The organism is Nonomuraea sp. NPDC050663, from assembly GCF_044456985.1.
Classification (GTDB): domain Bacteria; phylum Actinomycetota; class Actinomycetes; order Streptosporangiales; family Streptosporangiaceae; genus Nonomuraea.
Genome location: NZ_JBITGL010000005.1, coordinates 187,678 through 206,881, shown reverse-complemented (window position 1 = coordinate 206,881; position 19,204 = coordinate 187,678). Strand labels below are relative to the sequence as shown.

The window sequence follows — 19,204 nt, the reverse complement described above, 5'->3', positions numbered from 1 at the left end:
GAGACTATCGTCAGCAGGATGGAGCTCACCAAATACGGCCACGCCTGCTGGCGGGTGGAGAAAGACGGCAAAGTCCTCGTCATCGACCCCGGTGTGTTCACCCCAGAACCCGAGGCTCTGGCCGGAGCCGACGCCGTGCTGATCACGCACGCCCACTTCGACCACGTCGACGTCGACCGGCTCTCCGGCCTCGACGTCCCCGTCTGGACCTGCGCGGGGGTGATCGACGAGGGCGTCAAGGGCCAGGCCGTACGGCACGGCGACACCTTCGACGCCGCCGGATTCGGCATCCGGGTGTTCGGCGAGTGGCACGCCGCCAACCACCCCGACCAGCCCGTCATCGACAACGTCGGCTTCCTGATCGACGACGAGCTGTTCTACCCCGGCGACGCGCTCACCGTCCCCGACGCCTCCGTCGGCACCCTGCTGGTGCCGACGGGCGCGCCGTGGATGAAGCTGAGCGAGATGGTGGAGTACCTGCGCACGGTCAAACCCTCCCGCGCGTACTCCACCCACGACGCCCTGTACAGCGAGGCCGGGCTGGGCCTGGTCGACCGCTGGCTGCAGCTGGAGGCCGACAGGCAAGGGGCCGACATGCGCAGGATCAAGCCCGGCGAGTCGGTCACGCTGAGCTGACCCCGTCGCGCTCCTTCCGCACGGTCACCTCGCGGGCGCCGAGCGGGATCCCCGAGATCTCCAGCCAGTCGATGCCCTCGGGCAGGCCGGGCCGCACCGTGCCGTCCGGCCGGAGCCCGAGCAGGCCCTCGACGACCTGGGCGACCAGGGTGAAGGAGACCTCCGGGTAATCGCCGTTGCGCCCGCCTGCCACGTGCGGCAGGTCACGCATGGCGAAGATCTCCCGCATCCAGGCCCAGCCCTGGTCGAGGCGCCCGTGGCGGAAGAAGGTGTCGGGCAGGTAGGTGAGCGCCTCGACGTTCGCCGGCCGCCCCGCTCCCCATGCCTGCTCGTCGATGTAATCGAGGTAGGCATGGGGCTCGGCCATGATGCCCTTGAGCGGCATGAACCAGCTGTTCTCGCGCCCCCAGCCGGTCACCGGCCCTCCCTCGGGGGTGAAGCCCCTGACCTGGCCGGCTCCGCTGCCGGTCCATTCGCGGGCGAAGCGCTCGCGCAACGCCAGGGCACGCTCGACGCTGCCGACGGCCAGGCAGGCGGCGTACTCCGACGCGATCATGTCACCGGCCTCGGTCAGCACCTCGCCGGGCAGCTCGTTGTAGGTGGCCACGCCGTCGAAGATGCTCGCGCCGCCGACCCGCGGCCGTACGGCCATGGCGTCGCGGTAGAAGTCGCGCAGCACCGGATCGTCCAGGAAGGCGCGGTCGCCGCTCCACCGGTAGGCGACCATGCCCGCCTCGACCAGCTCGTAGACGGCGGGCGCCTCGCGCACGAAGTCGTCGGGGCCGCGGTAGTCGATGGCCAGGTAGGAGCCGTCGAAGTTGAAGGCCCAGACCGGATGGTGGCCGTGCTCCTCGGTGGCCGAGGCGGCGAAGCAGCGCAGCATGGCCAGGTTGGCCTCCTGCAGGCCGAGCAGGTGCGCGCCGACCAGCTGGTGGGCGAAGTCGCGTGCGTAGAAGCCGCTGCGGTGGGCGTAGCCGGCCCAGTAGGAGGCCAGGTAGACGCCCGTGCCGCGGCCCTCGGGATGGTGCTCGTCGGCGTCGACGACGCCGACGACGCCGGCGGGGTGGGCCCAGCGCAGGGCGCGCTCACAGGCCCATTCGAACAGCTCCACGACCTCGCGGGAGGACGAGTCGATGCGCATGGGATGGTCCAATCACGGCAGGCTGGCCCGCACGACGATCTCTCCGGGCAGCAGGAGACCGGCTTCGGCGCTCACGCCGTCTTCGATGATGGTCAGGAGGCGGCCGACCAGAGCGTCGGCGATGCGGCGCAGCGGCAGCCGCACGGTGGTCAGCGGCGGCTGGAGCAGCGCCGCGTAGGGCATGTCGTTGAAGCCCGCCACGGCCAGATCGCTCCCCACGACCAGGCCCTCGGCCTGGGCGGCGGCATAGGCTGCCGGGGCCAGCCAGTCGTCGATCACGACCAGGGCCGTCGGCGCGGGACGCCCGGCCAGCAGCTCGCGGGCGGCCGCCACGGCGCTCTCCGGGTCGTCGGCGGTCGCCTCGGCGGAGGTCAGGCCGCGGTCGCTCACCCCGGCGCGGAAGCCCTCGGCGCGGTGGCGCAGCCAGGGCTGGTCCAGGCTCATGGTCAGCAGCCCCACGTGGCGGTGCCCGCGATCGGCCAGCAGGCCGACCAGGTCGGCCATCGCCAGCGCCGAGTCGACGTCGACCCACGACTGCGCCAGGCCGGGCCCGGTGCGGCCGAAGACCGCGAACGGGAACCCCTCGGCCGCCAGGTGCTCGACGCGGGGGTCGTCGTCGAGCACGTCCGACAGCAGGAAGGCGTCGGCGCCTCCCCCGGCGATGACCTCGTCGATCGCCTTCTCCTGCGACTGCCCGGGGCGCGGGCGCACCAGCAGGATCCGGTAGCCCGCCTCCCCCGACGCCGCGACCAGCGCTTCGAGGAAGCCGCTCATCAGGGCGTTGGGGTTGGCGGGATCGGTCTCGGGCGTCGTGTAGGCGATGATGCGCCGGGTGCCGGAGCGCAGGCTGCGCGCCGACTGGTCGGGGCGGTAACCCATCTGCCTGATCAGCTCCGTGACCCGGTCGAGCGTCTCGGGCCGCAGGCGCTGCGGGGCGTTGAGCGCGTTGGAGACGGTCTGCCGGGAGACACCGGCCGCGCGGGCGACGTCCTCGATGCTGACCCCGCGGGCCCGGCGTGCCGGCATGCTCAGCTTCCTCCCCCTACGCGGCGCAGCCGCAGCAGGCCGCCCATCGGCACCGACACCGTGGCGGGCAGGCTCACCCTCGCCTCCTGGACCACCCCGCCCCGGCAGTCGTGGACGACCGCCTCGGCCTGCGCCTCGCCGTACAGCGTGACCCTGGGGTCGGGGTCGGCGTTGGCCACCAGCACCTCGCTCCAGTCTCCGTACGGCACGTCGACGGGCAGCGCGGCGTAGCGCGCGACGACCACGGTCTGCTCATCGTAGGCCCGCACCAGGGGGTAGCCGTGCTCGGGCTGCTCGGGCCGGAAGGCGCCCAGTTGGAGGGCGCCCAGGTGCTCGCGGCTGATCCCGAGCCAGAAGCCGACCGCGTCCAGCTGGTCGGGGCGCTGCGTGGTCAGGTCCACCGAGATCTGCGGGACCGAGAAGAGCGCGTTGATCAGGTGCACCGCGACCTGCTCCGCGCTCTCGTCCGGGTGCCACATGATCATGTCGGCGTGCACGGCCTGCGGCCCGGCGATCAGCCGCAGGTCGACCGTGCGCTGCCGGTTCTCCTGCGAGCTCAGCGGGCAGTCGGCCGCGCGGACCATGTTCCCGAAGCGCCACAACCCGGGGCTGGTGTACGGCTGGCGGTACTCGATCAGCAGCTCGGGCTCGGCCCCGCGCAGCCTCCTGTCGAGCTCGTCGAGCAGCAGCCCGACCCCCTCGTCGACACTCTCGCAGTCGGCGCCCTCGGAAGGGGCCGGATCTCCGCCCGGGGTCGCGAAGCGGTCCACGAAGTCGACCTTCAGCCCGTCCATGCCCCACTCCTCGACCGCGCGGGCCAGCCGGTCGGCCAGGAAGGCGCGCACGTCGGGGTGACGCGGGTCGAGCACCGCGGCGTCCATGAGATCGAGATAGCGCAGCGTCTTGCCCGCGAACCGCTCGAAGGCCTCGTTGTCCTTGCCGACGAACGGGATGGCGTACCACAGCATGTAGGCCAGGCCGAGCTCGTGCACGCGGGCGACGTGCGCGGCCGGGTCGGGGAAGGCGACCGGGTTGGGCGCCCAGTCGCCGCAGAAGGCGTAACCGCGGGCCCGGTCGGCCGTCTGCCAGCCGTCGTCGACGATGATCGTGGCGCAGCCCAGCCCCGCCGCCAGCCTCGCCTGCCGCTCCACGCCCTCCTCGTCGAGCTCCTGGTGCATGCTGTACCAGGTCGAATAGACGGGCAGCCTGGCCCGGTACGGCGTGGCCGGCGGCTCCTGCGCGGCGGCCCACCAGCCGGCCACCTCGCCCAGCACCTCGGCGAAGTGGCGGCCCGACAGGTCCAGCAGGATGGTCAGGCCCTGGCCCTGCGCGGTGAAGGCGAACTCCCCGGTCTCCTCCACCAGCCCGCCGGTGATGCTGGTCGGGCCGTGCACGTCGGCGAGCGCGACGGTGCAGACGTTGGCGCCCTTCATGCCGACCAGCGAGGCGACCGGCGAGCCCGAGGTCAGCCGGGAGGCGCGCGGGCCGGTCCAGATGGGCGGGATCCAGCGGGCGCCGCTGTTCGGGGTCCAGTAGGCCGCGGCCCCGACGCAGGGGACGCGCCACTGGGCCGCCCCCGCCCCAGGGGCCTCCACCAGCCAGACGTCGCCGCCCAGCGGGGTCACCATGGCCGCCGTGCCGTTGTCCAGCGAGAGCTCGACGTCGCCGACGGGCAGCGTGACCACCTCGGGCAGGGCATGGGGCTGCCAGATCTGCATGTCTATCCTTTCGTGGCCCCGGCCAGCAGGCCGGAGATGAACTGCTTCTGCAGGATGAGGAAGAGGGCCATCATCGGCAGCGCGGAAAGGGCGGTGCCGACCATGACCTGACCGAAGTCGGTCCTGGTCGTGGCCTGGAGGGAGGCCAGGGCGACGGGCAGGGTGTGCATCTCGGGGGTGCGCAGCGCGATCAGGGGCCACAGGAAGTCGTTCCAGGCGCCCAGGAACAGGAAGACCGCCAGCGCGGCCAGCACCGGGCGCATGACCGGCACCACGACCTGCACCAGCACCCGCAGCTCCCCCGCGCCGTCGACGCGTGCCGCGTCGAGCAGGTCGTCGGGTACGGCCAGCAGCGACTGGCGCATGAGGAAGATGCCGAACGGCACCGACAGGCCGGGCAGGATCAGCGCGGGATAGCTGTCGATCAGCCCGATGTCGTTCATCATCTCGAAGATCGGGATGATGGTGACGCCGCCCGGGATCACCAGCGTCGACAGCAGCAGGACGAAGAAGGCGTCGCGGCCCCAGAAGGTGAACTTGGCGAAGGCGTAGCCCGCCAGCAGTGAGACGACCAGTGCGCCCGCCGTCTGCACGACGGCCACGAACAGCGTGTTGCCCAGCACGTTCAGCAGGCCGATCGACTCCTCCAGCTTCCTGGTGTTCTCCAGCAGCTGGTCGCCGGGGTAGAACTTGGGCGGGTAGGAGAAGATCTCGGAGTTGGCGTGCGTGGCCGCCATGGCCAGCCAGTAGAAGGGGCCGACGCACAGCCCGAAGACCGCGGCCAGCCCGATGGTCAGCGGCCAGCCCCTGATCAGCCTGGTCATTTGCGGCCTCCGGTGAGCTTGATCTGCACCAGCCCGAAGCCCGCGACGATGAGGGTCAGCGCGTAGGCGATGGCCGCTGCGTAACCGAAGTCGAAGTAGCGGAAGCCGTTCTGGTACAGGTAGAGCGAGATCGTCAGCGTGGTGTTGTCGGGCCCGCCGCCGGTGAGCACGAACGGCTCGTCGAACAGCTGCAGGGTGCCGATCGTCGACAACACGATCGTGAGCAGCAGGATCGGGCGCAGCTGCGGCACGGTGATGGACCAGAAGCGGCGGACCGCGCCCGCTCCGTCGACCATCGAGGCCTCGTAGAGCTCCTTCGGGATACTCTGCAGGCCCGCCAGGTAGATGACGGCGTTGTAGCCGGTGTAGTGCCAGGTCAGGGCGATCACGATGGCGATGCGGGCCCAGAAGGGGCTGCCCAGCCAGTCGATGCGCTCGACCCCGAAGAAGCTCAGCATCCAGTTGAGCAGGCCCGACTCCTTGCTGAGGATCACCGAGAACATCACGCCGTAGGCCACCAGGCCGGTCAGCGAGGGCATGAACACGCCGAGCCGCCAGGTGCCGCGCAGCCGTACGAAAGGCGAGTTGAGTCCCAGTGCCAGCACCAGCGCGAGCAGGAGCATGATCGGCACCTGGACCACGAGGATCAGCGCGGTGTTCCACAACGAGGTCCAGAAGAGCGGGTCGTCGACCAGGCGGGCGTAGTTGTCCAGGCCCACGAAGCTCCTGGCCGCCCCCGCGCCGGTGGTGAGGCTGATGTAGGCGGCGGCCAGGATCGGGTAGGCCTTGAAGACGAGGAAACCCGCGAGCGCCGGCAGGATCAGCAGGTAGGGGACGTTGCGCCGGGTGATCATCCCGAGGCGAGCTTCCGGTTGGTCTGCTGGGCCAGCAGTTGCGCGGCCTGGGCCAGCGCGGCGGCGGGGTCGGCGCCCTTGGTGAGCACCTGCGTCTGCGCGTCGCTGGCGATCTTCAGGGCGCGGGCGTAGTCGCTGGAGTAGTAGGTGGCGTCGGCGCCCTCGGCCAGGGAGTCGGTGAAGGTCTTCAGCGCGGGCTGGCCGCCGTAGTAGGCGTTGGGCTCGGCGAAGACCGGGTCGGTGTAGGCGGCGTTCAGGGCGGGGAAGACGCCGCCCTCCTTGAAGACCTTGTTGATCACCTCGGGGCGGGTCAGCGCGTACTCCACGAACGCGTAGGCCTCCTTCCGGTGAGGGCTGTTGCCCGAGACCGACAGGTAGGTGGAGTTGACGATCGCGGCGCGCTTGCCGCCGGAGCTGATCGCGGGCGGCTGCATGGAGCGCCACAGGCCCTTCTGCTCGGGGCGCATCTCGGGGATGTAGTTGACCGCCCACGCCGGCCAGGGCAGCACGGCGAGCTTGCCGCTGCTGACGAGCTGCTTGAAGGTGCCCTCGCCCGAGGTGTCGGCCAGGATGCCCGCGTCGTTCATGCGCTTGAGCAGCGTCATCGCCGTCACCGCCGCGGCGCCGCCGAGGGTGACGTCGCCCCGCTGGTCGAAGTAGAAGGCGCCCTGCTGCTGCAGGAGCATCTGGTAGAAGTCCATGTCGGCGCCCCCGGCGGCCGGCTTGTTGACCCCGACCAGGTAGGCGCCGGTCTTCTCCTTGATCTTCTTGCCCGCCTCGATCGCCTCGTCCCACGTGGTGACCTCGGCGGGGTCGACCCCGGCCTTCTCGAAGAGGTCCTGGCGGAAGAACACGCCCGCCGGGTTGACCTCCCACGGCAGCGCGTAGACGCCGCCGTCCTTGCCGAGCACCGTGGGCCACAGGCCCTTGGCGAAGGCGTCCTTGTGCTTGTCGGCACCGAACTCCCGCAAGTCGGCCAGGCCGCCGGGGAACTTCTCCGTGTAGCCGGGCAGGTAGTCGACGCCGATGTGCAGCACGTCGCCCAGGCCCTTGCCGCCCGCGGCCATGCCGATGGTGATCTTCTCCCAGATGGCCGGGTTGCCGACCGCCTGGACGTCGACCTTGATGCTGGGGTTGGCCTTCTCGAAGTCCCTGGCCACGGCGGCCAGCCCCTCCGAGGCGGGCTTCCAGGTCCAGACGGTGATCTTCACCGGCCCGGCCTGCGCCCCGGGCTCGGTGCCGCCGCAGGCGGTGATGGGGAGGAGGAGCAGCAGGGCGAGGGCCCCACGGCGGTGGATCATGGCCGACTCCTTGGATGGGGGGTTTGAACGTTCAAACGCTCATTTGAACGTTCATATTGGTGGCTAGTGCTATGTCACACAAGACACGATTGAGTAACGCGCCCGCGGAGGATGGGCGACCGCCACCGGACGCCAGCCGACGCCGAACCACCAAGCCAGCCAGTCGGCCACCCCGCGGAGCACCGCAATGTCAGGAGGCGGCTCCAAGCCCGTCGTAAAGAGACCTGGGCGTGTCACTGGCGGCGTTGTGACGCCTCACCCACTCCCAGGACTCGTGGGTCAAGCCCACCTCCCAGGCCTCGGGCACGCAGTGCGACCGCTTCACCCCTGCCTCAACGCCCGCCGGAGCGCACCGCGCATCCAGCACGGCGAACCCGCGCTGCACCTCCAGCTCCGACCGCAACCGGGCATTGTCCTCATCCGCGCCCCGCAGCCGAGCCTCCAGCAACCGCATCCGCCCCTCGGCCTCGGCCGCCCGCGCCTCGGCCTCCACCAGCCGCTCGCCCATCCCGAGCGAAGCCGCCCTGACCGCAGCCACTTCGGCCGCCCGGCTTTTCCTCGCGGCCAGCTCCGCCTCAAGCTCGGCCACCTGCGCCTGGCACACCGCCCCGGCCACCTCGGCCCGCTCCGCCTGCCGCCGCACCTCACCCACCCCGGCCTCATCTCCATTGCCGAAGGCCTCCAGCTCGCGCTTGACCAGGTCGTCGTGGAGCAGATCGATGTGCTGCCGGAGCGCGGCCAACCTGCCCTCGGCCGCCTTGAGCCGGTCGGCGACGACCAGGATCGTGTACGCGTCCCTGTCTCGCGCCTGCAGGGCCTGGCGGTGCAGGGGCCGCAGCTCGTGACCATCGGGGAGGCAGTCGAGGAACTCCTCAGGAGGGTGCCGCTCGCCGTTGAGATAGCGGGTGATCACGGTCTCGTCCCAGTGCACCCCGGGGGACGGGCGGGGCCGGTTGAACCGTTCGCGCATCGCCACGACGAAGGCGGCGACGCGCGGGTCCAGATGTTCGGGGACCTCTTGAACCATCCTCAGTCCTCTCCGTTGAGGCCTTAGGGACATGGTGGCTCATGAAGGGCGCGGATGGGGGGCTACGTCACTGGGAGAAGAAAGTGATGGGGTGCCGGTTGTTGGGATAGGGGGGTGAGGACGCACCTTCATGCTGAGGACGCGCGGGCGCATGTCGTGCGGTTCGGTGCCGGGTCGAACGGCTGCGGTGGCGAGGACGCGGCCACAGTCGTGGGGTGGGGTTGATGCTCGACAGCCTGCGTGCCCCCTGGAGGTGTACGGCAGGCGCGAGCTGCCCTGCTCGCGCTGCGGCACGCCGATCAGGCGCGGCCCCCGACCCTCGCGCCGTGGGTCACCTCGTCTCGATCACCGACCCGGCGGCGTCAGTTGGCACGCTCGACGGTCCCGATGCGCGCGGTTCACACGGTTGACGTCCTGCTGAGCTGCACGTTCAGCTCGACCGCGGTCGCCGTCCTGAGACGTCGAAGGACCGTTGAGCGCAAGGCGTCACCGAAATACGGCTACCGCGCCGCCATGGCCTGCGCCACGGGCGTCCAGTTGATCGTCATCGAGTTGCCGCCCTCACCTGCCCTCAGCGACGCGCCTCACCATGGGGTGCCCGGGCGCAGCCCGGGCCAAAACCAGGACGCCCGAGCGCGGAAGCGCGAGGCCCTTAGATCCGGGTGGGTCCAAGCGGGTGACCCCGGAAGCGCGTCACGGGTGGGCGGGGGGCCGGGGGGCGGAGCCCCCCGTGCGGGGTCTGGGGCGGAGCCCCGGTGTTACAGCCCCGACCACGCCCGGCGCGAAGCGCCCGCTGACCGGGGAGGGACCATGCCTGGCTACCGGGGAGGGACCATGCCTGGCTACCGGGGAGGGACCATGCCGTCAGGAGGAGGAGGCGATGGTGGCTGACCCGATGACGGTGTCGCCGGAGTACAGCACCGCTGCCTGGCCGGCCGCGACGCCCTTGGCCGGGGCGTCGAGCTCGATCACGATCGAGTCGCCGCCGTCGACGATGCGGCAGCCGTACACCTCGCCGTGGGCCCTGAGCTGGACGGTGAGTCCGGTGCGGTCGGCGGGGCCGTTCCAGACGGGCCGGGTGGCGGTGATCGTGGTGACTTCCAGCGACGAGCGCGGCCCCACGGTCACGGTGTTGGAGACGGGCTCGATCGACAGCACGTAGCGGGGCTTGCCGTCGGCGGAGGGGCGGTCGAGGTGGAGGCCCTTGCGCTGGCCGACGGTGTAGGCGTAGGCGCCGGAGTGGGAGCCGAGGACGGTGCCGTCCTCGTCGCGGATCTCGCCCTGCGCGGTGCCGAGGCGCTTGGCGAGGAAGCCGCGGGTGTCGCCGTCGGCGATGAAGCAGATGTCGTGGCTGTCGGGCTTGTCGGCGACGGTGAGCCCGCGGCGGGCTGCCTCCTCGCGGACCTGGGCCTTCGTGGAGTCGCCGAGCGGGAACATGGCGTGGCTGAGCTGCTCGCGGGTCAGGACGCCCAGCACGTAGGACTGGTCCTTGGCCGGGTCGGGGCTGCGGCTGAGGACGCCGTCGGCGAGGCGGGCGTGGTGGCCGGTGGCGACGGCGTCGAAGCCGAGCGCCAGCGCCCGGTCGAGCACCGCCTCGAACTTGATCTTCTCGTTGCAGCGCAGGCACGGGTTGGGGGTGCGGCCGGCGGCGTATTCGGCGACGAAGTCCTCGATGACGTCGCGCTGGAACCGCTCGGCCATGTCCCAGATGTAGAAGGGGATGCCGATGACGTCGGCGGCGCGGCGGGCGTCGCGCGAGTCTTCGATCGTGCAGCAGCCGCGGGCGCCGGTGCGGTGTGATTGCGGGTTGGCCGACAGTGCGAGGTGCACGCCGGTGACGTCGTGGCCCTGCTCGGCGATGCGCGCAGCGGCTACGGCGGAGTCGACGCCGCCTGACATGGCGGCAAGTACGCGAAGTCCCATGACCCTTCCAGGGTATCGGGTCTGAGATGATGAAGGATTATGCGACTGTTCGGGCGCAAGGACGAAGAAACAGAAGAAGAGCCGGGCGACCACATCGCCGAGTTCTGGGTGTGGTGGGAGGAGACCCGGCCGCGGCTCGACTCGCTGGTGGCATCCGGTGAGGCCGAGGGGCTGTCGGAGGTGCTCGCGCCGGCGGTGGCGGCGATCGACCCGGGCCTGGTGTACGAGATCGCGCCCGGCCGGAGCGCCGCGCACGCCCTGGTGGTGACCGCGGCGGGCGACGCCGAGTTGCGTTCGCTGGCGCACCGCTGGGCGAAGGCGGCGCCGCCCTCCGATTTCCTGTGGGAGTTCTTCCCGTCGCGGCAGGCCAATCCGCGGGCGCTGGAGACGGCGCTCGACGTGGGCGGGCAGGAGTTCGGGTTCGACAAGCTGATGTTCGGGTTGCGGGTGCCGCGTGGCGCTTCGCGGGTCGACATCGCCGCCTACCATCCGCTCTTCGCCGATCTCGACGAGGAGACCCGGATGGACACCGCCCTGCTGGCCCTCGACTGGATCCTGGGCGAGGACGAGGTGGCCCGATGGGTGGGCGACATCACTCCGGCGACCTTCCAGCCGATCGACGCCGTGCCTGCCGTACACCTGCCCGCGGTCGTGGCCGATGTGGCCTCGGAGTGGTCGGAGGAGCAGTGGGCGCTGCTCGAGGGCCAGGCTGCGAGCGGGGCGCCGCTGATCGCGACGACGCGCTATCCGCTGCGGCCGGTCGACTATCCGCTGTTCGACCAGCACATCGAGATCACGCTGCCGTATTCCCACCGCGACGAGAACGGCCTGCCGGTCGGCGACTCGCTGGAGGCGCTGCGCGATTTCGAGGAGCGGCTGGCGACCCGGCTGACGAAGGCGCACGCCGACGCGGTGGTGGCGGTCCACGTGAGCGCGGAGGGGCATCGGGTGATCCACCTGTACGCCGATCCGACGGGCGACGCGGCGATCCACGCCAAGGAGCTCATCGTGGGCTGGGAGGAGGGCGAGCCGCGCGTCGACGTGGCCGCCGACCCGGGCTGGATCTCGGTCTCGCCGTTCCTGAGCTGACGAGCCGTTCCTGAGCTGGCGAGCCGTTCCTGAGCTGGCGAGCCGTTCCTGAGTCAGGCGACCGCCTCAGCTGAGTCCGGCTCGGCGGGCGCGCTCCACCACCGCGGGCAGCACCTCGACGAGCCGGTCGATGTCGTCCTTCGTCGAGGTGTGGCCCAGGGTGAACCGCAGCGAGCCGCGGGCGCGCAGCGAGTCGGCGCCCATGGCGAGCAGTACGTGGGAGGGCTGGGCCACCCCTGCGGAGCAGGCCGAGCCGGTGGAGCACTCCACGCCCTTGGCGTCGAGGAGCATCAGCAGCGCGTCGCCCTCGCAGCCGGGGAAGGAGAAGTGCGCGTTGCCCGGTAGCCGGTCGACGGGGTCTCCGTTGAGTATCACGTCGGGTACGGCCAGCCGTACTCTCTCGATCAGCTCGTCGCGCAGCTTCGTGAGGTGCTCGCGCTGCTCCTCCTGATCGCGGACGGCCACCTGGACGGCGGCGGCCAGCCCGGCGATGGCGGGGGTGTCGAGGGTGCCGGAGCGCACGTCGCGTTCCTGGCCTCCGCCGTGGAGCACGGGCGCGGGGGTCATGCTGCGTCCGAGGAGCAGCGCTCCCACGCCCATCGGCCCGCCGATCTTGTGGCCGCTGATGGTGAGCGCGTCGGCGCCGGAGGCGGCGAAGGAGACGGGCAGCTGGCCGAGCACCTGGACGGCGTCGGTGTGGAAGGGGATGCCGTGGTCGTGGGCGATCGCGGCGAGCACGCGGACGGGCTGGATGGTGCCGACCTCGTTGTTGGCCCACATCACGCTGACCATGGCCACGCTGTCGGGGTCGCGCTCGATGGCGGCGCGCAGCGTGTCGGGGTGCAGCTTGCCGTACTCGTCGACGGCGAGCAGCTCCAGCTCGGCGCCCTGCCGGTCGGCCAGCCACTGGGCGGGGTCGAGGGCGGCGTGGTGCTCGACGGAGCTGAGCAGCAGGCGGCGGCGGGGCGCGCGTGACCAGTACAGGCCTTTGACGGCGAGGTTGTCGGCCTCGGTGCCGCCGCTGGTGAAGACCACCTCGCTCGGGCGGGCGCCGAGGGCCTCGGCGATGCTCTCGCGGGACTCCTCGACGACCCGGCGGGCATGCCGGCCCGCCGCGTGCAGGGACGACGCGTTGCCGACCTGCCCGAGCTGCTCGGTCATCGCGGCGATCGCCTCGGGGAGCATCGGCGTGGTCGCCGCGTGATCAAGGTACGCGCTCACCGAATCAGGTTATCTTGTTTGCTACTGTACCGTCCGGACGGTACAGTAGCGGTATGCGTAGAGACGAGTTGCTGGATGCCGCGGAGCAGTTGCTCTGCGACCAGGGCTCCGACGCGCTGACCCTGGCCGCCGTCGCCGATCGCGCCGGCGTGAGCAAGGGTGGGCTGCTCTACCACTTCAACACCAAAGAAGCCCTCATCAAAGGCATGGCCGAACGGCTGATCGACGATTTCGACCAGCTCATGGCCGAGCAGGGCGAGACCACCTACACCCGGCGCTATTTGGCCGCCACCATGGCCGCCATCCGCAGCGGACGTCTGCGACGCTGGGCCGTCGTGACGGGCGCCTCAGGCAACATGTTCCTGCTGGGCCCGCTGCGTGAGGCCATGACCCGCTGGCACACCTCGGAGCTCGACAGCGAGCCCGACCCGGTGGCCGCCCAGATCGTCCGCCTGGCCTGCGAGGGACTGTGGGACGTCGCGTCCCACGACCCCGGGCTCTACCCGGACGACGAGCTCGACGCCCTTGAGCGTCGCCTCATCTCTCTTCTCTGATCCTTTTTACGTCTTTTCAGGAGTTCGCGATGACCCGCGCCCTGAGGACGGCCCGTTACGGCGCCATCCTCACCTTCGTCCTTGCCGGCCTCATGGTGGGCACCATGACCGTCCGCATTCCCGCGATGACCGACAAACTCGGCCTCTCGGACTCCGCGGTGGGCACGACCCTGCTCGCCTGGGGTCTGGGCGCCCTGGTCACCATGCAGGCGATGCGCGGCGTCATGGCCCGCATGGGCAGCAAGGCGGTGCTGCGCATCGGCGGCCCCCTGACCGCGGTGTCGATGCTCGGCATCGCCTACGCGCCCACGCTGCCGTGGCTGCTGGCCGCCGCCGCGCTGTTCGGCATGTCGTTCGGCATCGTCGACGTCGCCATGAACGCCCAGGGCTCCACCGTGGAGCAGGCCGCCGGCCGTCCGCTCATGAACGGCATGCACGCCGGCTGGTGCGTCGGCGCCATGAGCGCCGGCCTGTTCGGCTCGCTGTCCATCGCGCTCGGCCTGTCCATGACCGCCAATCTGACGATCATGGCCGTGATCTGCCTCCCGCTGATCGTGCTGATCGGGCGCACCTACCTGCCGGACGCCCCCGCCTCGGCGTCGGCCGAGACCCGCGTACGGCACCGCATGCCGCCGATCGTCTACCTGCTCGGCGCCATCATGTTCCTCGCCTTCATGGTCGAGGGTGTCGTGGCCGACTGGAACGGCCTGTTCATGCGAGACACGCTCGGCGCTCCTGAAGCCGTGGCCGCGCTCGGCTACCCGGTGTTCGAGCTGGGCATGCTGCTCGCCCGCGTGACCGGCGACCGGCTGCGCGCCCGCTTCGGGGTCAAGGGCATGATGACCGCGTCAGGGCTGGCCACGGCCGGGTTCTTCCTGGTCGTGCTCACCGCCCCGACGCCCGTGGTCGCGCTGGCCGCCATGTTCTTCGTGGGCGTGGGCGTGGCCACGATCGCCCCGATGACGATGTCGCTCGCGGGCACCTCCACCGCCCAGTCGGGCCCGGCCATCGCCCAGGCGGGCGCCATGGGCTACGCCGGTCTGCTGCTCGGGCCCGTGATGATCGGCTTCCTGTCGGACGCCACCTCGCTGCACACGGCGCTCGGCCTGGCCGTGGTGCTCGGCGCGATGATCGCGGTGCTGGCCCGCTTCCTGCCGCGGCCCCGCGCGTTCGGCGGGTCACGCGAGGACGAGCGGGAGCTGGCCCACGCGGCCTGATCGGCCGCTGGCCGAAGGGCATGCCGGATGGGATCCTGTGCGGCATGCCCCCCATCGTCTCCACCGTGGCGGCCTGGATCGGCCTGCTGGCCCACCTCGGCACGCTGATGTTCTACCTGTCCAGCGGCCTGGTCGCCCCGCTGTGGGCGATCGTCGTGCTGCTGATGCTCTGGGCGGCCCTGCTGCTCCTGGCGATTGCGGCGGTACGGCGGAGGCAGGCGTGGGGCCTGCTGGTGCCCGTCGTCGCGGTGGGCCTGTGGCTGGGCGCGATCTCGGCCGGTGAGGCGATCCTGGGATGGCAGGCCTAGACCTCGCCCCTGACGCCGTCGAGCAGCCGGGCCGCGTGACCGGAGACCTCCCCCGGGTCGAGCAGGGCGCGACCCACCAGCAGCCGGTACCAGAAACGGGTACGGCATCGGCACGCGGCTGGGTTAGTCTGCGCCCATGCGCCAGGGGGACATCGACAAGATCGCCGAAGAGACCGGCTTCTCCGGCGTGGTCTCGATCGACCGCGCCGGAGAGGTCGAGTTCGCCAAGGCGTACGGCCTGGCCAACCGCGCCTACCGCTTGCCCAACACGGTCGCCACCAGATTCGGCATCGCCAGCGGCAGCAAGGGCTTCACGGCGCTGGCCGTGCTCTCCCTGGTCCAGGACGGCCTGATCGCGCTCGACACCACCGCCAGGTCCCTGCTCGGCGACGACCTGCCGCTGATCGCCGACGACGTGACCGTCGAACACCTGCTCACGCACACCTCGGGCATCGGCGACTACCTCGACGAAGAGGGTGACCTGTCCATCACCGACTACCTCATCGGCGCGGCCCACGAGCTCACCACCACCGAGGCGTTCCTGCCCCTGCTCGACGGGCACCCCGCCAAGTTCCGCGCCGGCGAACGGTTCTCCTACTGCAACGGCGGATTCGTCGTCCTCGCCCTGCTCGCCGAACGGGCCGGCGGCGCCGGCTACCACGACCTGGTGCGCGAGCGCGTCCTCCGCCCGGCCGGGATGACCAGGACCGACTTCCTCCGCTCCGACGAGCTACCCGCCGACGCCGCCGTGGGCTACCTGCCGCTGGAGGGCGTCGACCGGACCAACCTCTTCCACCTGCCCGTGCTGGCCACCGGCGACGGCGGCATCCACACCACCGCCGCCGACGTGTCGACCTTCTGGCGCGCCCTGTACGCCGGTGAGATCGTGACCTCGGTCGACGACGCGGTCCTGCCCCGTTGTGACGTGCCGGAGGAGGGCATGCGGTACGGGCGCGGATTCTGGCTGCACGGGAGCAGCGACGCGGCGATCCTGGTGGGGTATGACGCGGGGGCGTCGTTCAAGTCGAGCCACGACCCGGGCACGGGGGTGACGAGCACGGTGCTGTCGAACACGTCGCCAGGGGTGTGGCCGCTGGCTCGGGCGCTGGAGATCTGAGGGTCGCTCGGAGAGCCGCGGGCAAAAGGAAGCGCCGGGAAGGGCCTGATGACCCTTTCCCGGCGCCCAACCTCACGGAGGGACCGCTACTTGCGCTTGGTGACCTCGTCCGTCAGCTGCGGCACGACCTGGTGGAGGTCCCCCACCACGCCGTAGTCAGCCAGCTCGAAGATCGGCGCTTCCGGGTCCTTGTTGATCGCCACGATCGTCTTGGCCGTCTGCATGCCGGCCCGGTGCTGGATGGCGCCCGAGATGCCGGCGGCGATGTACAGCTGCGGCGACACGGTCTTGCCGGTCTGCCCCACCTGGAACTGGTGCGGGTACCAGCCGGCGTCGGTGGCGGCGCGGGAGGCGCCGACGGCGGCGCCGAGCGAGTCGGCCAGGCCTTCGATGACCGAGAAGTTCTCGGCCGATCCCACGCCGCGTCCGCCGGAGACGACGACGGCCGCCTCGGTGAGTTCGGGGCGGGCGCCCTTCTCCTGCTTCACGCGGTCGACGATCTTCGCGGCGCGGGCGGCGTCGGACAGCGAGACGGAGACCTGCTCCTCCGTGCCGGCGCCGGCGGAGGCGACGGGGGCGGTGGAGTTGGGGCGGACGGCGACGATCGGGGTGCCCTTGGTCACGCGCGAGTGCACGTTGACGCCACCGCCGAAGATCGACTGGTCGGCGACGAAGCCGTCGCCGAGGCCGACAGCGTCGGTGATGACACCGGAGTCGGTCTTGACGGCCAGGCGGCCGGCGATCTCCTTGCCCTCGGCGGTCGCGGCGACCAGCACGGCGGCGGGCGAGGCCGACGACACGAGCTGGGCGAGCAGTTCGGCCTTGGGCGCGACGACGTAGTCGACGATGTCGGCGGAGTCGGCGACGTAGATCTTGTCGGCGCCGTACTCGGCCAGCTTCGCGGAGGCGGCCGCGGAGTGGCCGGGGCCGGCCCAGACGGCGGCGGGGGTGCCGAGCGAGCGGGCCAGGGTCAGCAGCTCGAGGGTGACCTTCTTGACCTCGCCGTCGACGTGCTCAACGAGTACGAGAATCTCAGACATTCTCTCAAGCTCCTCAGATGAACTTCTTCGACGCGAGGAAGTCGGCCAGCTTGGCGCCGCCGTCCCCCTCGTCCTTGACGATGGTGCCCGCGGCGCGCGGCGGCGCGGCGGCGAAGTCGACGACTTCGGTCCACGCGGCGCCGAGGCCGACCTGGGCGCCGTCGATCTCGGCGTCGCCGATGGCGAGCGTCTCGACGGGCTTCTTCTTGGCCGCCATGATGCCCTTGAAGGACGGGTAGCGCGGCTCGTTGATCTTCTCGACGACGGAGACGACGGCGGGCAGCGTGGCCTCGACCTTGTCGTAGCCGTAGTCGGTCAGGCGCTGCACGGCGATCGAGGAGCCGGAGACGTCGACCTTGTTGGCCAGCGTCAGCTGCGGCACGCCGAGGCGCTCGGCCAGCATGGCGGCCAGCACGCCGGTGCGGGCGTCGGTGGACTCCGCGCCCAGGACGACCAGGTCGAACCCGATCTTCTTCAGCGTCTGGGCCATCGCGTAGGAGGTGGACAGCGCGTCGGAGCCGTGGAGGGCGTCGTCGGACAGGTGCACGGCCTTGTCCGCGCCCATGGCCAGCGCCTTGCGGATGGTGTCGGTGGCCTTGCCCGGGCCCATGGTGAGGACGGTCACCTCACCGCCGTGTGCCTCTTTGAGCTTGAGCGCCTCCTCGACGGCGTACTCACATAGCTCGTTGACCACGCCGTCGGCGGCGTCGCGGTCGAGCGTCTTGTCATCCGACCGGAGCTTGCGCTCGGTCGCCGTGTCGGGGACCTGCTTCACGCAGACGACGATGTTCATGGCCGGTAGCCGACCTCCCGTTATCGCATGCTCGGATTCATTGCTGTCCAGACTGCCAGGCGACCCGGATGATCCATAACTCCGGGGCCCCTCGCGGCCATGTTACCCGCGGGTAGCTTTCACGCAAACCCGCACCCCCCACCATACCGAACTTTATTCCGGAGGCTGCTCACGCACTGAGCAGGAAGACCACCCCGACCACCAGAGCCGTGATCGCGAACAGCGCCAGCGTCCACGGCTCGAAGATGGCACTCATGATCAGCCCCAGCGCCGCCGTACCGAACACCGCGGCCAGATCGATCACGATGCGCGACCGTTTGAGCGGCGCCCGCGAGACCACCGCGACCGCGGCGTCGGCGAGCACGGCCAGCGAGTAGCCGGCGAACAGGAACAGCGCGACCTCGCGCAGCGGGGTCCAGGCCGCGGCGGCCATCAGCGAGATGAACAGGCCCGAGCCGATCACCCAGATCCTGCGCACCTTCTCGCGGTGCCGCAGGCGCGCGTCGCCCAGGCTCCTGCCCAGCTGCCGTCCGCCGCTGGCCTGGGTGGGCTCGTGCTGCACCGGCCCGCCTTCATGCAGGGCGTACGGCACGGCGGGCCCCCAGGCGGTCGTCGACTCGCCCGGAGACTCGGGCGCCCCCGCGGTCAGCGGGATCCCCAGCCGCAGGCACAGCTCGGCCGCCGTGGGCCTGGTCGCCGGGTCGCGGCGCAGGCAGTCCAGCACCAGCGGCTCCAGCCATCCCGGCACCCCGTCGAGATCGGGCTCCTGGTGCACGACCCGGTAGGCGACGGCCGACAGCGGCCCGTCGCCGAAGGGCTGGCGCCCGGTCGCGGCGTACGCGAGCGTGGCGCCGAACGAGAAGACGTCGGCCGCCGCGGCGGCGGGACGCCCCTCGATGACCTCGGGCGCGAGGTAGCCGGGCGTGCCGATGACCGCGCCGGGAGCGGTGGCCGACAGCGAGTCGAAGGCCCGCGCGATGCCGAAGTCGATGACGACCGGATCCCCGTCGGAGATCATCACGTTGGCCGGCTTGAGGTCGCGGTGCACCACCCCGGCCTGGTGCATCGCCAGCAGCGCCGCCGCCAGCCCGCGCGCGAGCCTGGCCAGGTCGGGCACCGGCTTGGGCGCGGCCGACAGCGGCTTGCCCTGGACATACCGGGTCACCAGGTACGGCCTGGCGCCGTCGAGCGAGACGTCGAGCACCTCGGCGATGTGCGGCCCGCGCACCAGCCGCATGGTCTCGACCTCGCGCGCCAGCCTGGCCAGCGCGCTGGCGTCGGCGGCCACCTGCGGATGCAGGAGTTTGACCGCCACGGTGTGGCCCTCGGGATCGAGAGCCAGATGGACCTGACCGAAACCGCCCGCCCCCAGCTCCGACAGTAAGCGGTAGGGGCCCAGAGTCTGACTCACGTCC

Annotated in this window: 18 protein-coding genes; 6 read left to right on the top strand and 12 right to left on the bottom strand. The window is 71.1% G+C overall.

Going from position 1 to position 19,204, the window contains the following annotated elements:
* Positions 1–18: 18 nt before the first annotated feature.
* Positions 19–636 carry an MBL fold metallo-hydrolase gene (locus tag ACIBH1_RS17915; RefSeq protein ID WP_397314871.1) on the top strand — a complete coding sequence of 206 codons (618 nt, stop codon included), beginning with the start codon at positions 19–21 and terminating at the stop codon, positions 634–636.
* On the opposite strand, the gene ACIBH1_RS17910 is transcribed toward ACIBH1_RS17915, so the two are convergent.
* The 8 genes from ACIBH1_RS17910 to mnmA all read right to left on the bottom strand — a co-directional run bounded on the left by ACIBH1_RS17910 (position 623) and on the right by mnmA (position 10,450).
* Positions 623–1,777, bottom strand: a complete 1,155-nt coding sequence (locus tag ACIBH1_RS17910) for a hypothetical protein (RefSeq protein WP_397314870.1) — start codon at positions 1,775–1,777, stop codon at positions 623–625. The two genes, ACIBH1_RS17915 and ACIBH1_RS17910, sit on opposite strands and share 14 nt — an antisense overlap.
* 12 nt (positions 1,778–1,789) lie before the next feature.
* Positions 1,790–2,803 carry a LacI family DNA-binding transcriptional regulator gene (locus ACIBH1_RS17905; protein ID WP_397314869.1) on the bottom strand — a complete coding sequence of 338 codons (1,014 nt, stop codon included), beginning with the start codon at positions 2,801–2,803 and terminating at the stop codon, positions 1,790–1,792.
* 2 nt (positions 2,804–2,805) lie between these two features.
* Complete coding sequence (locus ACIBH1_RS17900) at positions 2,806–4,521, bottom strand: glycoside hydrolase family 36 protein (RefSeq protein WP_397314868.1); 1,716 nt, start codon at positions 4,519–4,521, stop codon at positions 2,806–2,808.
* Between the two features lie 2 nt (positions 4,522–4,523).
* Entirely contained in the window at positions 4,524–5,345 is an 822-nt protein-coding gene (locus tag ACIBH1_RS17895) for a carbohydrate ABC transporter permease (protein WP_397314867.1), read from the bottom strand.
* Entirely contained in the window at positions 5,342–6,199 is an 858-nt protein-coding gene (locus tag ACIBH1_RS17890; protein ID WP_397314866.1) for a carbohydrate ABC transporter permease, read from the bottom strand. The genes ACIBH1_RS17895 and ACIBH1_RS17890 overlap by 4 nt, the downstream gene beginning before the upstream one ends.
* Positions 6,196–7,500, bottom strand: a complete 1,305-nt coding sequence (locus ACIBH1_RS17885) for an ABC transporter substrate-binding protein (protein WP_397314865.1) — start codon at positions 7,498–7,500, stop codon at positions 6,196–6,198. The genes ACIBH1_RS17890 and ACIBH1_RS17885 overlap by 4 nt, the downstream gene beginning before the upstream one ends.
* Positions 7,501–7,690: 190 nt before the next feature.
* Positions 7,691–8,527, bottom strand: coding sequence for a hypothetical protein (locus ACIBH1_RS17880; protein ID WP_397314864.1), 837 nt, complete (start codon positions 8,525–8,527; stop codon positions 7,691–7,693).
* Positions 8,528–9,391: 864 nt separating this feature from the next.
* Positions 9,392–10,450: a tRNA 2-thiouridine(34) synthase MnmA gene (mnmA, locus tag ACIBH1_RS17875; protein ID WP_397314863.1), complete on the bottom strand. Its 1,059-nt coding sequence runs from the start codon at positions 10,448–10,450 to the stop codon at positions 9,392–9,394.
* A gap of 39 nt (positions 10,451–10,489) precedes the next feature.
* Here mnmA and ACIBH1_RS17870 point away from each other — a divergent pair, with 39 nt between their 5' ends.
* Complete coding sequence (locus tag ACIBH1_RS17870) at positions 10,490–11,539, top strand: DUF695 domain-containing protein (RefSeq protein ID WP_397314862.1); 1,050 nt, start codon at positions 10,490–10,492, stop codon at positions 11,537–11,539.
* Between the two features lie 66 nt (positions 11,540–11,605).
* Here ACIBH1_RS17870 and ACIBH1_RS17865 read toward each other — a convergent pair whose 3' ends face one another.
* A complete protein-coding gene (locus ACIBH1_RS17865; protein ID WP_397314861.1) occupies positions 11,606–12,760 on the bottom strand; it encodes a cysteine desulfurase family protein in 1,155 nt (384 codons plus the stop codon).
* Positions 12,761–12,813: 53 nt separating this feature from the next.
* On the opposite strand from ACIBH1_RS17865, the gene ACIBH1_RS17860 reads away from it, so the two are divergent.
* The 4 genes from ACIBH1_RS17860 (at position 12,814) to ACIBH1_RS17845 (ending at position 15,956) form a co-directional block, all read left to right on the top strand.
* Positions 12,814–13,314, top strand: a complete 501-nt coding sequence (locus tag ACIBH1_RS17860; RefSeq protein WP_397314860.1) for a TetR/AcrR family transcriptional regulator — start codon at positions 12,814–12,816, stop codon at positions 13,312–13,314.
* Positions 13,315–13,343: 29 nt separating this feature from the next.
* Positions 13,344–14,531, top strand: a complete 1,188-nt coding sequence (locus ACIBH1_RS17855) for an MFS transporter (protein WP_397314859.1) — start codon at positions 13,344–13,346, stop codon at positions 14,529–14,531.
* 44 nt (positions 14,532–14,575) lie between these two features.
* The gene (locus ACIBH1_RS17850; protein WP_397314858.1) at positions 14,576–14,839 is read left to right on the top strand and encodes a hypothetical protein; all 264 of its coding nucleotides are present in this window, start codon (positions 14,576–14,578) and stop codon (positions 14,837–14,839) included.
* 136 nt (positions 14,840–14,975) lie between these two features.
* Complete coding sequence (locus tag ACIBH1_RS17845) at positions 14,976–15,956, top strand: serine hydrolase domain-containing protein (RefSeq protein ID WP_397314857.1); 981 nt, start codon at positions 14,976–14,978, stop codon at positions 15,954–15,956.
* Positions 15,957–16,042: 86 nt separating this feature from the next.
* Here the strand turns inward: ACIBH1_RS17845 and ACIBH1_RS17840 are convergent, their stop codons facing one another.
* The 3 genes from ACIBH1_RS17840 to ACIBH1_RS17830 all read right to left on the bottom strand — a co-directional run bounded on the left by ACIBH1_RS17840 (position 16,043) and on the right by ACIBH1_RS17830 (position 19,200).
* Positions 16,043–16,996 carry an electron transfer flavoprotein subunit alpha/FixB family protein gene (locus tag ACIBH1_RS17840; protein WP_397314856.1) on the bottom strand — a complete coding sequence of 318 codons (954 nt, stop codon included), beginning with the start codon at positions 16,994–16,996 and terminating at the stop codon, positions 16,043–16,045.
* A 13-nt stretch (positions 16,997–17,009) separates the two neighbouring features.
* Positions 17,010–17,789, bottom strand: a complete 780-nt coding sequence (locus tag ACIBH1_RS17835) for an electron transfer flavoprotein subunit beta/FixA family protein (protein WP_397314855.1) — start codon at positions 17,787–17,789, stop codon at positions 17,010–17,012.
* A 169-nt stretch (positions 17,790–17,958) separates the two neighbouring features.
* Positions 17,959–19,200 carry a serine/threonine-protein kinase gene (locus tag ACIBH1_RS17830; protein ID WP_397314854.1) on the bottom strand — a complete coding sequence of 414 codons (1,242 nt, stop codon included), beginning with the start codon at positions 19,198–19,200 and terminating at the stop codon, positions 17,959–17,961.
* Positions 19,201–19,204 lie beyond the last annotated feature (4 nt).

What these genes read in the sequence shown, in the direction of transcription:
- ACIBH1_RS17850 (WP_397314858.1), top strand. Translation starts at nt 14,576, where the DNA reads ATGCCCCCCATCGTCTCCACCGTGGCGGCCTGGATCGGCCTGCTGGCC.
- mnmA (WP_397314863.1), bottom strand. Translation starts at nt 10,450, where the DNA reads ATGGGACTTCGCGTACTTGCCGCCATGTCAGGCGGCGTCGACTCCGCC.
- ACIBH1_RS17915 (WP_397314871.1), top strand. Translation starts at nt 19, where the DNA reads ATGGAGCTCACCAAATACGGCCACGCCTGCTGGCGGGTGGAGAAAGAC.
- ACIBH1_RS17905 (WP_397314869.1), bottom strand. Translation starts at nt 2,803, where the DNA reads ATGCCGGCACGCCGGGCCCGCGGGGTCAGCATCGAGGACGTCGCCCGC.
- ACIBH1_RS17885 (WP_397314865.1), bottom strand. Translation starts at nt 7,500, where the DNA reads ATGATCCACCGCCGTGGGGCCCTCGCCCTGCTGCTCCTCCTCCCCATC.
- ACIBH1_RS17900 (WP_397314868.1), bottom strand. Translation starts at nt 4,521, where the DNA reads ATGCAGATCTGGCAGCCCCATGCCCTGCCCGAGGTGGTCACGCTGCCC.
- ACIBH1_RS17895 (WP_397314867.1), bottom strand. Translation starts at nt 5,345, where the DNA reads ATGACCAGGCTGATCAGGGGCTGGCCGCTGACCATCGGGCTGGCCGCG.
- ACIBH1_RS17910 (WP_397314870.1), bottom strand. Translation starts at nt 1,777, where the DNA reads ATGCGCATCGACTCGTCCTCCCGCGAGGTCGTGGAGCTGTTCGAATGG.
- ACIBH1_RS17890 (WP_397314866.1), bottom strand. Translation starts at nt 6,199, where the DNA reads ATGATCACCCGGCGCAACGTCCCCTACCTGCTGATCCTGCCGGCGCTC.
- ACIBH1_RS17870 (WP_397314862.1), top strand. Translation starts at nt 10,490, where the DNA reads ATGCGACTGTTCGGGCGCAAGGACGAAGAAACAGAAGAAGAGCCGGGC.
- ACIBH1_RS17860 (WP_397314860.1), top strand. Translation starts at nt 12,814, where the DNA reads ATGCGTAGAGACGAGTTGCTGGATGCCGCGGAGCAGTTGCTCTGCGAC.
- ACIBH1_RS17855 (WP_397314859.1), top strand. Translation starts at nt 13,344, where the DNA reads ATGACCCGCGCCCTGAGGACGGCCCGTTACGGCGCCATCCTCACCTTC.
- ACIBH1_RS17880 (WP_397314864.1), bottom strand. Translation starts at nt 8,527, where the DNA reads ATGGTTCAAGAGGTCCCCGAACATCTGGACCCGCGCGTCGCCGCCTTC.
- ACIBH1_RS17835 (WP_397314855.1), bottom strand. Translation starts at nt 17,789, where the DNA reads ATGAACATCGTCGTCTGCGTGAAGCAGGTCCCCGACACGGCGACCGAG.
- ACIBH1_RS17845 (WP_397314857.1), top strand. Translation starts at nt 14,976, where the DNA reads ATGCGCCAGGGGGACATCGACAAGATCGCCGAAGAGACCGGCTTCTCC.
- ACIBH1_RS17840 (WP_397314856.1), bottom strand. Translation starts at nt 16,996, where the DNA reads ATGTCTGAGATTCTCGTACTCGTTGAGCACGTCGACGGCGAGGTCAAG.